Genomic DNA, 12,770 nt, shown 5'->3' with positions numbered 1-12,770 from the left:
GGGAGGCAGCCACATCCGCAGCAGGGCGCCGCCGCCGCTGGGTGCGGCCTCGGCCCGCACCCAGCCACCGTGGGTGGCGACCGCGTCGGCGACGATGGCCAGGCCCAGGCCCGAACCGGGCAGTCCGCGGGCGGAGGTGGCCCGGTAGAAGCGGTCGAAGACCTGGACACGGTCCTCCGGGGTGATCCCGGGGCCCTCGTCGGTGACGGTGACCTCGGTGCCGTGGCAGCTGATCCGTACCACCGACACCGGGCGTGAGAACTTCACGGCGTTGTCCAGCAGGTTCGTCACGGCACGTTCCAGCAGGTTCGCCCGGCCGTTGACGACATGCCCACCGGTGAGGCCGACCATGTGGCCGGCACCCGCCGCGGCCGAGGTGTCGGTGGCATCGATGCTGTCGGTGGCTCCGTCGCCGATCTCCACGTCGATCAGGATGCCCTTGCCGTTGGCGCGCCGACGGGCGCGTTCGGCGGCGGCGCGGACGATGTCGGCCAGGTCGAGTCGTTCGACCTCATCGACGGGCACCTCGTCCCGGGCGAGTTCGACGAGCTCACTGACCAGGCCGGACAGCTCACGCATCTGGGCGTCGACGTCGCGCAGCAGGGCCTGGCGGTCGGCCACGGGCAGGGCCCGGTGCGGGTTGGCCTCGGCGCGCAGCAGCAGCTCGATGTTGGTGCGCAGGCTGGTCAGGGGGGTGCGCAGCTCATGGCTGGCATCGTCGACGAGCTGGCGCTGGCGGGCCCGGGAGGCCTCCAGGGCGCGCAGCATGCTGTTGAGGCTCTCCGCCAGCCGGGCGATCTCGTCGGTGCCGATGACCGGGATCAGGGCGGAGAGGTTCTGGGTGCGGGCGACCTCCTCGGCGGCGGCCGCCGCGGCGTCGACGGGTTTGAGCGCGGCGCGCGCGACGATCCGACCGGCCAGCGCCGAACCCACCACCCCGACGACGCCGACGACGAGCAGCACCAGGCCGAGTTCACGCAGCGTGCGGTCGACGTCGGTGGTGGGGCGGGCGAGCTGCAGCGCGGCGGCCACCGCCGGCCGTTGCAGCGGGACGGTGACCAGCCGGTAGGACTGCCCGTCCACGGTGATGGTGCGCAGGTTCTGGGTGCGTTCGCGGCGGGCCACCTCGGCATCGGCGGCGTTCACCGGGATCGGCACCTTGTTCCACGGTGAGACCGCGTTCTCCAGCGGGTTGCCGGCGGCGTCGAGGAACTGGCCCTCCAGGCCGAAACTGAAGGCCTGCACGCCGCTGCCCAGCGCGTTGGTCTGGATCGTGTCCGCCGACGCCTGCGCCTGTTCGACCAGCTGATCGTCGATGGCGTTGTTCAGCACGATGCTGGTCGCGCCGAGTGACACCCCGGCGACCACGGCTACGGCGGCGGCCACCGCCATGCCGACCAGCAGGGCGAGGCGGGCCCGCAGGGTGAGGCGGGCCAGCGGCGAGGACGGGCGCAGCGTCGAGGGCTGACCGCCGCCGAAGCGGCGGGTGGCCCGGCGCTCACCCGAACGCCCGGGGACGGGTTGGCCGGGAGGGATCGGATGTCCCCAGGCCGGAGCGGAGACGGCGCCCGGGGAGGGCGCAGCGCTCACGTACGGTCCCCCGAGGGCTCACGCAGCACGTAGCCCACGCCGCGCACGGTGTGCAGCAGCCGGGGTTCGCCCCCGGCCTCCAGCTTGCGACGCAGGTAGCTCACGAAGACCTCGAGCGAGTTGGACGTGGGACCGAAGTCGTACCCCCACACCCGCTCCATGATCGTCGATCGGGACAGGACCTGGCGCGGATGCCCGAGGAAGAGTTCGAGCAGCTCGAACTCGGTCTTGGTCAGCGTCAGTTCCCGCTGGCCACGGTGTACCTGCCGGCTGACCTGGTCGAGCGCGACCCCGGCGTAGGACAGCACGGCGCCGGGCAGGCCACCGCCCGACCCGGCACCACCGGCGGCGACGCTGGCCGCCCGGGCCGCCAGTGCCGCCCGGCGGATCAGCGCCCGGAGCCGGGCGAACAGCTCCTCGAGGGCGAACGGTTTGACCAGGTAGTCGTCCGCGCCGACGTCCAGCCCGCTGACCCGGTCGGCGAGGCCGTCGCGGGCGGTGAGCATGAGCACCGGCACGTCGTCGCCGCGTGCCCGCAGTTGGCGGCAGGTCTCCAGCCCGTCCATCCGGGGCATCATGACATCGAGGATGACGATGTCGGGTTGGTCGCGCTGGACGCCCGCGAGCGCGTCGATACCGTCACCGGCCGTCGCCACCTCATAGCCCTCGAACCGGAGCGAACGTTCCAGGGACTCCCGCACGGCCGTGTCATCGTCGACCACCAGTACTCGCACGGTTCCCAGTCTGCCCCCACGGCGCCGACCCGCGGCGGTCCGCCGACTCGTCTCAGCAACACCTTTCGCGGTCTTCAGCCAGGCTTCAGCCCCGCGGCCGGCCCTGCTCAGATACGGGAGGTGCTCGGCGGGTCGATTCGCGGCCGGGGTACGTCCTCGGTGATGTCCGCCGCGCCGGAGCCACCCGCGTTGCCGGAGATGCCGGAACCGCCGGGCTGCGCGGTGTCGTCGTCCTGCTCCGCCGGCTCCTCCTCGTCGTCGTCGACGACGGTGACCTCGCTGCGCTGGACGGACCCCAACGCGATGCCCTCGAGGCTCAGCGCGTTACGGACCCGCTCGCGCAGTTCGCGGGCGACATCCCACTGTTTGAGCGGCTGGGTCTTGATCGCCACCCGCAGGGTGTAGCCGTCCGCGGTCATCGACTCCATGCCCCACACCTCGGGCGCCTCGAGGATCACCGCGCTCCACTCGGCGTCCGACCAGAGGCTGCCGGCGGTGCGGGTGAGCACCCGCTTGGCGGCCTCGACCTCGGTGTCGTAGTCGAGCGGGACGTCCAGGACGGTGCGGGCCCACTGCTGGCTCTTGTTCCCGATCCGGGTGATCTCACCGTTGCGGACGTACCAGACCGTGCCCTCCACGTCCCGCAGCCGGGTCATCCGCAGGCTGACCGCCTCGACGGTGCCCGACACCGCGCCGACGTCGATGACGTCCCCGACGCCGTACTGGTCCTCGAGCAACATGAACATCCCCGACAGGAAGTCGCGCACCAGGTTCTGGGCGCCGAATCCGACGGCGATTCCCAGCACACCGGCACTGGCGACGATCGGGGCGAGATTGATGCCCAGCTCGCCGAGGATGCTCAGAAAGGCCAATCCGAACACGAAGACAGAGGTCACGCTGCGCAGGAGTGAGCCGGCGGTCGCGGCCCGCTGACGGCGCCTTTCCATCAGGACGGACGGATCACCGAACGCGCCGAGCAGTGTTCCGGCCCGCGTCCCGCGAAACGGCCCGGCGGCGTTGCCGGACCCGGCCCGTTCGGTCGTTCGGCGAATGAACCGGTGCAGCAACGCGCGGACCAGGAAGGCGATGACCAGGATCAGGACGATGCGGATCGGGGTGCCGAGGAAGACCTCCGCCCCCGAGGCGAGGTAGTTGCTGTGCGTGGCGTTGTAGACGGTGCGACACAGCAGGCCCGGATCGGTACCGCAGGCGTCCCGCACGGCGTTGGCGACACCGGCCAGGGAGACCAGCGGATCCGTGCTGGTCGTCGGGCTGGGGGTGGGCATCGGGGTGATCGTCGCGGCGACGGAGGCGGCCGTGGCGGTGGGGCCTGGCGGGCTCGACAGCAACATGCCCAGTCCCGGGATGGGGATGAGCGGGGCGGCCAGCAGGGACGAGGCGGGCGTCACGACGTAGGTCGACCTTCCGATGCTGATCTGATGGATGTCGGGCCGGTTCCCCCCGGGAGACGACGATCAGCGATCAGTCTCGCCGATGCCCACCACCTCCCGGCACCCCACCCCCCACGTCAACGGCGTGGCACCGATCCGTCCACTATCGGGACCACGCCCGGCAAACAGTCGACGCTGCGTAACCAACAGGCCGCACAATGATCGGCGGAGAGTGACAAACGCCACCAGATATGTGCAGCGACACGGCGTGAATTGCGATGACCATGCAAACAGGCTCGCGTTCTGCCGCCGAAGGCGGTTGACTGTCCATTGTCACCGGAGACGCTGTGCAGATCGGCCCGTAAAGGGCCCTCGGTGGGCAGGAGGTTCGGCGCGTGGCAGAGGCGCTGGTTCTCAACGCCACGTATGAGCCTCTGTGCGTGGTGTCGCAACGGCGCGCGCTCGTTCTGGTCCTGACGGACAAGGCGGTCATGGTCGAGTCCGCCGGCCAGGTACTTCGGTCCGCGGCGACGTCGATCGACGTTCCCATCGTGGTGCGGTTGGCCCGGTTCGTGCGGGTGCCCTACCGCTCGCAGGTTCCGCTCACCCGCAAGGGCGTGCTGGCCCGTGACCACCACCGGTGCGTTTACTGCAACGCGCCGGCCACCTCCTTGGATCATGTGATTCCCCGTTCCCGCGGGGGTCAGCACGTATGGGAGAACGTCGTGGCGGCCTGCGGTCGCTGCAACCATGTCAAAGCCGACCGGGCTGTCGCCGATCTGGGCTGGCGGCTTCGCACGGCACCTCGAGCGCCGAGCGGAGCCGCTTGGCGCATTCTGGGCTCCCGTCGGATGGATCCGCGCTGGTCGGCCTATCTGAGCGCGGATGTGACCGAGGCAGCCTCCGCCTGAGGCCACCGGCCGCGCCGCCCCGGGATTCCCACTGCCGGGGCGGGGCAGGTAGCCGGAGTGCGCATTCTGGTGACCGGTGCTACCGGGTACATTGGCGGCCGGCTGGCCCCTCGTCTGCTTGAGCGCGGCCACACCGTGCGGGCCATGACCCGCGACCCGGCCCGGTTGCGGGATGTCGTCTGGGCCGATCAGGCCGAGATCGTCCGGGCCGACGCCCGCGAACCCGACACGTTGGGTCCGGCCCTGCGCGGGGTGGACGTCGCCTACTACCTGATCCACTCGATCGACGGCGGCGGCGACTTCTCCACCGTCGACCGGCAGGCCGCCACCGCCTTCGCCACCGCCTGCCACGACGCCGGTGTGCGGCGCGTCATCTACCTCGGCGGCCTCGGCCCGGCCCAGGACGCCGGCGGGGGCGGGCAGGCCCTGTCCGCGCATCTGAGTTCGCGGCACGAGGTGGCCCGCATCCTGCTTGACTCGGGTGTGCCCACCCTCGTCCTGCGGGCAGCGGTGATCATCGGTAGTGGCAGCGCCTCGTTCGAGATGCTGCGCCACCTCACCGAGCGCCTGCCGATCATGCTCACCCCGCGCTGGGTGCGCACCCGCATCCAGCCCATCGCCGTCCGGGATGTGCTGCACTATCTGATCGGCGCGCTCGAGGCGCCCGCCGACGCCCACGGCTCGTTCGACCTCGGCGGACCGGACGTGTTGACCTACGCCGAGATGATGCAGCGCTTCGCCGCGGTCGAGGGGCTGCGGCCGCGGATCATCCTCGGCGTGCCGATGCTGTCCCCCGGCCTGTCCTCACTGTGGGTCGGGGTGATCACCCCGGTGCCCAAGGCCATCGCCCGGCCGCTGGTGCGCTCGCTGCGCACCGAGGTGGTGGTGCGCGACGGCGGGGCGGTGCGCACGATCATCCCCGACCCGCCGGACGGCCTGATGGGCTTCGACGCCGCCGCCGCCCACGCCCTGAGCCGGGTCCGCGAGCGCGGTGTGGAGACCCGCTGGTCGACCGCGGTCTGGCCGGCGAGGTCCGGCGGCCACAGCGCCACCTCGCCCCCCGGCGAACCCGCGCCCACCGATCCGCAGTGGAGCGGCGGGGCGCTGTTCGTCGACGAACGCGACAGTGACGTCGCGGCCGACCCGGCCCGGCTGTGGGCGGTCATCGAGGGCATCGGCGGGGAGAACGGCTGGTACTCGTGGCCGCTGGCCTGGTCGGCCCGCGGCTGGCTGGACACCCTGGTCGGTGGGGTCGGCCCGCGGCGTGGCCGACGTGATCCGGCGTCGGTCCACGTCGGCGAGGCCCTGGACTTCTGGCGGGTCGAGGAGATCGAAGCCGGACGGCTGCTGCGCCTGCGCGCCGAGATGAAGCTGCCCGGTGAGGCCTGGCTGGAACTGCGGGCCCTGCCCGGCGACACCCCCGGCACCGCGCTGTACCGCCAGCGGGCGGTGTTCCGTCCGCACGGGCTCAACGGGCAGCTCTACTGGTGGGCGGTCAGCCCCTTCCACGCCATCGTGTTCGGTGGCATGGCACGCAACATCGTCCGCGCGGCCGAGCATCTGGCCGCCGCGGACGACGAACACTCAGGAGTGGCCCCGGCCCTGCACCGGGGGTCCACCGTCTGAGGTGCCGCCGGGGGACAGGTCACCGAAGACCGGTCGCGGCGGGGCGGGGCCGACGTCGGGAAGTTCGGTGTCGAACCAGACCCGCTTGCCGTTGACCGTGGTCTCCACACCCCAGGCCATCGACAGGGCCTCGACGAGCAGCAGCCCCCAGCCGGACTCCGGGTCGGGCCGGTTGGCCGCCGCCGCCCCCGGCCGTGGCAGATGGGCGCCCTCGCGGTCCTCGACGCTGACCCGCAGCCGACCGGGCTCCAGGAACGCCCGCAGCACCAGGTCGCTGCGCGCGTGCAGGACCGCGTTCGTCACCACCTCGCTGACCAGCAACGTCACATCCTCGACCGCGGCGATGCCGTAGTCGAGCAGGACGGCGCGGATCGCCGTGCGGGCCTGCCCGGAGGAGGCGGCCACCGCGGGCAGGGAAAGCTCCAGCAGCGGCGGGTTCACCGTGAGCGTGGTCAGCACGATCAGCGCCGTGTCGTCATCGGTACGGCTGGGCAGGTCGGCGGCGAGCAGGCAGCGTTCCAGCAGCGAACGGGCGGTCTCCTGGGCGGGGCCCTCACCGGTGCCGGCGATGACGTCCGGGCCGAACCAGCTGCGCGCGGCGAACGAACCGCCGCGGGGTCGACGCCGGCGCCGTTCGACGCCGCGGGCAGGCAGCGGCTGCTCTCCGCGCCGGTCCTCGCCGCTGCGCCGGTCGGCGACACCGGGCGGGGGGCCCTGGGACGGGCCGGGGGCCCGACGGTCCGTCCAGACGCCGGGGGCCGCGTCGGCCATCTCACTGAAACCAGCCGCGATCGCGGCCGCGGCGTCGAGTTCGGCCTGGGCCTCCCGGGCCGCGGCGGCCTTGGCGCGCTGTTCGATCAGCCCACGACGCAGGTTCTGCAGCCCGTCGGAGAGCGGGCGGCGACGCGACTCGACCAGACCGTCGGTGAACATCACCAGCGCGGATCCGGGCGGCAGGGTCACCCTGGTCTCGCTGAAGCCGGCGGCCTCGCCCTCGCCGACCCCGAGCGGCAGACCCGGTTCGAGCACCAGATAGTCGGGGTCCTCGTCGGGCAGCACGACCAGGGGTGCCAGATGGCCGGCGTTGGCGATGACGGCCCGTCCGGTGTGCCGGTCGTAGACGGCGTACATGCAGGTCGCCATCTGCAGGCCGGGCAGCATCCCGACCACCCGGTCGAGGCGGTAGAGCACGTCGGCCGGCGGCCACTCCTCGAGCGCGTAGGCGCGCAGCGCCGCCCGCAGCTGACCCATCACCGCCGCCGCCTGCAACCCGCGGCCCATGACGTCGCCGATCGCGACACCGAACCGGCCGCCGGAGAGCGGGATGATGTCGTAGAAGTCGCCACCGACCTCGGTGCCGGCCGTTCCGGGGCGGTACTCCATGGCGATCTCGACGCCGTCGAGCGCCGGGGGGTTCGCCGGTAGCAGCGAACGCTGCAGGGTCAGCGCCGACTCCTGGGCCTCCCGGAACCGCATCGCGTTGTGCAGTGCGATCGAGCCGCGCCGGGCCAGCCCCTCCAACAGCAGGATCTCGTTGTTGCGGTAGTCGCCCGTGGGCCGCCCGACCGAGAGCACACCGAAGATCTCCCCGCCGGCGGACAGCGGGACGTGCGCCGTCGGCCCGTCACGTAGCTGACGGAACCGCTGGTAACCCGATTCGGTGGCGGCCGTGCGCAGGGCGCGCATGTCCGCCAGGCGCGGCAGGCTGTAGGTCTGCCCGGAGCGCAGCACCAGCCCCGGCGGGTAGTCGTCGGCGAGCAGCGGGGGGCGAGCGGAGATCATGGCGCGCAGCAGCTGGTCGACCCGCGGGTCGAGTGAGCTCGAGGCGGCGAGCTGCGGGGTGTCCTCCTCGCGCAGCCACACCAGGCTGACGGCGCCCAGGTGGGGCAGGACGAGGTCGGCGAGCAGGCGGGCGACCCGGTCCGGGTCCAGCGACTCGGCGAGCAGCAGACCCGCGTCGGCCAGGAAGCTACCGGGAACTCCCCCGGACTGGCCCAGACCCGGCAGGTGGCCCACCGGCCCACGCCTGCCCGGCTCACGCCCGGCCTGCCCATGCCCGCCCGGGCCACCCCCGGCCGGGCCACGGGCAGGGGCCGCGCCCGCCGACCGGACGCCGCGGGCGGTGCGGCGCAGCACGCCGACCAGCCGATCGACCGCCCGCCGACCGGACGCGGCCGCTGCCGCCCCCGGACCGGCGTCAGCCGCCGCGCCACTCGCGCCGACCGCACCCGTCTCGTCGCCTGGTACAGCGGAGTCGGACGCGTCTGACCGATGCCCGGGAGCCTGGTCGGACGTCGAAGCCGTATCCACTCGCTTCTGACGGTTCCCGACTCCCGGGACTGAGCCGTAACGGCCAGTCACCTGGTCCACCTGCGGAAGTGTAGTTCCGTACCCTGACATCGCGCAGCGCGAGCAGGTCGGTCGGACCCGACAGCGGGGCCCCGTTCGCTACCAGGATGGAGCGGATGAGTACACGTCATGGCGACACAGATGATTCCATGATTGATCCAGACGATGCCGATCGCCCCGGTTCTCCGACTCCGGGGGGCGCCGACTGGTGGCGCCGGGCCGTGCTCTACCAGGTGTACGTGCGCAGCTTCGCCGACTCCGACGGCGACGGGGTCGGCGACCTGCCGGGTCTGCGCCGCCACCTGCCGGTGCTGGTCGAGCTCGGCGTGGACGCGCTGTGGATCACCCCGTTCTACCGGTCCCCGATGGTCGACCACGGCTACGACGTGGCCGACCATCGCGACGTCGACCCGCTGTTCGGGCAGCTCGCCGACCTGGACGCGCTGCTGGCCGAGGCCGCGGCGGCGGGGCTGCGGGTGCTCGTCGATCTCGTCCCGAACCATTCCAGCGCCGCGCATCCGGCGTTCGTCGAGGCGCTCGCCGCACCGCCGGGTGACCCGCGGCGCGCGCTGTACGTCTTCCGGGACGGGCGCGGACCGGACGGGGCGGCCCCGCCGAACAACTGGCGGTCGGTCTTCGGCGGCCCGGCCTGGACCCGTGTCCCCGACGGCCAGTGGTACCTGCACCTGTTCGACGCCGCGCAGCCGGACTGGAACTGGTCGCATCCGGCGGTGCGCGCCGACCACGAGGCGACCCTGCGGTTCTGGCTCGACCGGGGGGTCGACGGGTTCCGCATCGACGTCAGCCACGGCCTGGTCAAGGACGCCGAACTGCGGGACAACCCGCCCGGCGTGGACCTCGAACCGGACAGCGGTTTCCGGGACGAGGCCGAGCCGCACGTGTGGGACCAGGACGGTGTCCACGAGATCTACCGGTCCTGGCGGACCCTCACCGAGGGTTACACCGCTCGTGATGGTCGGGCCCGGGTCCTCATCGGTGAGACCTGGGTGAGCGATCCGGTCCGGCTGGCCCGCTATGTCCGCCCCGACGAGCTGCATCTGACGTTCTCGTTCTCGTTCTCGTTGCTGGGCGCGCCGTTCACGTCGTCGGCGTGGCGGGCGGCGATCGACGCCGAACGGGACGCCCTCGGCGCGGTCGGGGCCGCGGCCACCTGGGTGCTGGCCAACCATGACGTGGTCCGTCCGGTGGGCCGCTACGGCGGTGGGGCGGTCGGTGAGCGCCGGGCCCGGGCGGCCCTGCTGACCATGCTGGCGCTGCCCGGGGTCGCCGTGCTCTACCAGGGTGACGAGCTGGCCCTACCAGGGTGACGAGCTGGCCCTGCCGCAGGTCGAGGTGGCCCCGGCCGACCGGCGCGACCCGGTGTGGACCCGTTCCGGGGGTACCTCGGTGGGCCGGGACGGCGCCCGGGTACCGATGCCCTGGTCGGGGGACGCGCCGCCGTACGGCTTCAGCGCGGACGGTGTCCGGCCGTGGCTGCCGCAGCCGGCGGACTGGGCGGCGCGCACCGTGCTGGCCCAGGCCGCCGATCCGATGTCGACCTGGCTGCTGGTGCGCGGCGCGCTCACGCTGCGTCGCTCACTGCCGCATCTGCGGGGCGACAAGCTGCGCTGGCGCGACGATGTTCCGGCCGGCTGCCTGGCCTTTGACCGGCTTCCGCCGGCTTCGGGCGCCGAACCCGGTTCCGCGTCTGCGTCCGGACACACCGCCGGGACGGCCACCTCGGTGGGGCCATCCGGTATGACGTGTGTGATGGCCACGGACGGGCCGGTGCGGCTGGCGATCTCCGGACGGCTGGCGCTGGCGAGCGGACCTGTGGGTTATGACGGTGCGACACTCGATCTGCCGGCGGACACGACCGTCTGGGTGGCGCCGCCCGCCCCATGAGGGCCCACGCGTGGCCGGGGCGGCCGATGGCTGGCGCACAATGGACCAGTGAGCCAGCCTTCCACCCCGGCCCAGCCCACCACGACCTTCTTTGACGCGGTCGGCGGGGAGCCCACCTTCCGCACGCTGGTCGCGCGGTTCTACGAGGGCGTGGCCAGTGACCCGGTGCTGCGCCCGCTCTACCCGGAGGACGATCTCGAGGGCGCCGAGGAACGGCTACGGCTGTTCCTCATCCAGTACTGGGGCGGTCCCAGCGACTACCAGGCGCTGCGCGGCCATCCGCGACTGCGGTTGCGCCACGTCCCGTACGCCATCGGCCACGCCGAACGTGAGGCGTGGCTGGTCGTGATGCGCCGGGCGGTCGATTCGCTGAACCTGCCGCCCGACCAGTTCGCCACCCTGTGGGAGTACCTGCGCACCGCCGCGAAGTCCCTGCAGAACCGACCGGACTGACCCGCCCGTAACGCCGTCGCGCCCATGGTGGCCCGCCATGTTCCTGGCCGGCCACCATGGGCGCGTGTGGGCCCAGTCCCGTATGGACCCAGTCCCGTGTGGGCCCGGTCGGGTGAGGTCAGTCGCGGGTGAGCCTGCGGTGGGTCACCCGGTGCGGGCGGGCCGCCTCCTGGCCGAGGCGGTCGATCTTGTTGGCCTCGTAGTCGGCGAAGTTGCCCTCGAACCAGAACCAGCGCCCCGGGTCCTCATCCGTGCCCTCCCAGGCCAGGATGTGGGTGGAGACCCGGTCCAGGAACCACCGATCGTGGGAGATCACCACCGCGCAGCCGGCGAACTCCAGCAGCGCGTCCTCGAGTGAGCGCAGCGTCTCGACGTCCAGGTCGTTGGTGGGTTCGTCGAGCAGCAGGACGTTGCCGCCGCGCTTGAGGGTGAGCGCGAGGTTGAGCCGGTTGCGCTCACCACCGGAGAGCACCCCGACGGGCTTCTGCTGGTCGGGGCCCTTGAAACCGAACGATGACACCCACGCCCGGCTGGGCAGTTCGGTCTTGCCGACGATGATGTGATCCAGCCCGTCGGAGACGATCTGCCAGACGTTCTTCTTCGGGTCCAGGCCCGAGCGGGACTGGTCGACGTAGGCGATGTCGACGGTGTCGCCGATGACGAGCTCACCCGCGTCCGGTGTGGCCTGCCCGGTCAGCATCGTGAACAGGGTGGTCTTGCCGACCCCGTTCGGGCCGATGACGCCGACGATGCCACCGCGGGGCATCGTGAACGACAGCCCTTCGATGAGCGGCCGGTCGTCGAAGCCCTTGGCGAGACCGCGGGCCTCGATGACCTGGTTGCCCAGGCGGGGGCCGGGTGGGATCTGGATGTCGTCGAAGTCGCGCGGCCGGGCCCGGTCGGCCTCGGCGGCGAGCTCCTCGTAACGGGCTAGGCGGGACTTGCTCTTGGTCTGGCGGGCCTTCGGGTTGGAACGGACCCATTCCAGCTCCTGGGCGAGGACCCGGCGCCGCTTGGCGTCCTTCTGGCCCTCCACCTTCAACCGGCCGGCCTTGTTCTCCAGGTAGGTCGTGTAGTTGCCCTCGTAGGGCAGGGCGCGACCGCGGTCGAGCTCGAGGATCCACCCGGCGACGTTGTCGAGGAAGTACCGGTCGTGGGTGACGGCGAGCACGGCGCCGGCGTAACGGGCGAGGTGCTGCTCGAGCCAGGCGACGCTCTCGGCGTCGAGATGGTTGGTGGGCTCGTCGAGCAGCAGCAGGTCGGGGGCCTCCAGCAGCAGCTTGCACAGCGCCACCCGGCGCCGCTCACCGCCGGACAGCAGCGACACGTCGGCATCGCCCGGGGGTAGCCGCAGCGCGTCCATCGCCTGGTCGAGCTGACTGTCGAGCTCCCAGGCGTTCGCCGCCTCGATCCTGTCGATGAGCTCAGCCTGCTCGGCGAGCAACGCGTCGAAGTCCGCGTCGGGCGCGGACATCTTCTCGTTGATCTCCTCGTAGCGGGCGAGCACCCGACGGATCTCCTGGACGCCGTCCTCGACGTTGCCGCGGACATCCTTGGTCTCGTCCAGGGATGGTTCCTGGGCGAGCATGCCGACGGTGTAGCCCGGGCTGAGGTTGGCGTCGCCGTTGCTGGGCTGGTCGATCCCAGCCATGATCTTCAGCAGGGACGACTTCCCGGCACCGTTGGGACCTACCACCCCGATCTTGGCTCCGGGTAGGAACGACAGGGTCACATCGTCGAGGATGACCTTGTCGCCGTGGGCCTTGCGCGCTTTGCGCATCTGGAAGACGTACTGCGCCATGTCTCCAACC

Annotated in this window: 8 protein-coding genes and 1 pseudogene; 4 read left to right on the top strand and 5 right to left on the bottom strand. The window is 72.1% G+C overall.

Annotation, left to right across the window (positions count from 1 at the left end; genetic code table 11):
- The 3 genes from G6R24_RS11930 to G6R24_RS11920 form a co-directional block, all read right to left on the bottom strand.
- Nucleotides 1-1,392: HAMP domain-containing sensor histidine kinase (locus G6R24_RS11930; protein ID WP_225438430.1), on the bottom strand; the 1,392-nt coding region annotated here is incomplete at its 3' end.
- A gap of 194 nt (nt 1,393-1,586) precedes the next feature.
- A complete protein-coding gene (locus G6R24_RS11925; protein WP_163549321.1) occupies nt 1,587-2,324 on the bottom strand; it encodes a response regulator transcription factor in 738 nt (245 codons plus the stop codon).
- 107 nt (nt 2,325-2,431) lie between these two features.
- Nucleotides 2,432-3,676, bottom strand: a complete 1,245-nt coding sequence (locus G6R24_RS11920; protein ID WP_163549323.1) for a mechanosensitive ion channel family protein — start codon at nt 3,674-3,676, stop codon at nt 2,432-2,434.
- 434 nt (nt 3,677-4,110) lie between these two features.
- Here G6R24_RS11920 and G6R24_RS11915 point away from each other — a divergent pair, with 434 nt between their 5' ends.
- Nucleotides 4,111-4,626 carry an HNH endonuclease gene (locus G6R24_RS11915; protein ID WP_163549320.1) on the top strand — a complete coding sequence of 172 codons (516 nt, stop codon included), beginning with the start codon at nt 4,111-4,113 and terminating at the stop codon, nt 4,624-4,626.
- Between the two features lie 57 nt (nt 4,627-4,683).
- Nucleotides 4,684-6,252, top strand: a complete 1,569-nt coding sequence (locus G6R24_RS11910; RefSeq protein WP_163549319.1) for an SDR family oxidoreductase — start codon at nt 4,684-4,686, stop codon at nt 6,250-6,252.
- Here G6R24_RS11910 and G6R24_RS11905 read toward each other — a convergent pair.
- Entirely contained in the window at nt 6,211-8,562 is a 2,352-nt protein-coding gene (locus tag G6R24_RS11905) for an ATP-binding SpoIIE family protein phosphatase (RefSeq protein ID WP_225438428.1), read from the bottom strand. The genes G6R24_RS11910 and G6R24_RS11905 overlap by 42 nt on opposite strands.
- A 188-nt stretch (nt 8,563-8,750) precedes the next feature.
- Between G6R24_RS11905 and G6R24_RS11900 the strand changes: the two are divergent.
- Together G6R24_RS11900 and G6R24_RS11895 are read left to right on the top strand one after the other, a co-directional pair.
- Nucleotides 8,751-10,506 (top strand): annotated as a pseudogene (locus G6R24_RS11900) (glycoside hydrolase family 13 protein).
- Between the two features lie 30 nt (nt 10,507-10,536).
- Nucleotides 10,537-10,959: a globin gene (locus tag G6R24_RS11895; RefSeq protein ID WP_163549322.1), complete on the top strand. Its 423-nt coding sequence runs from the start codon at nt 10,537-10,539 to the stop codon at nt 10,957-10,959.
- A 118-nt stretch (nt 10,960-11,077) separates the two neighbouring features.
- Here the strand turns inward: G6R24_RS11895 and ettA are convergent, their stop codons facing one another.
- Nucleotides 11,078-12,760 carry an energy-dependent translational throttle protein EttA gene (ettA, locus tag G6R24_RS11890; protein ID WP_163549317.1) on the bottom strand — a complete coding sequence of 561 codons (1,683 nt, stop codon included), beginning with the start codon at nt 12,758-12,760 and terminating at the stop codon, nt 11,078-11,080.
- Nucleotides 12,761-12,770 lie beyond the last annotated feature (10 nt).

It is taken from the genome of Candidatus Frankia nodulisporulans (assembly GCF_902806475.1).
Classification (GTDB): Bacteria; Actinomycetota; Actinomycetes; order Frankiales; family Frankiaceae; genus Frankia; species Frankia umida.
The sequence above is the reverse complement of the archived record's forward strand: the minus strand, read 5'-3'. Positions and strand labels throughout refer to the sequence as shown.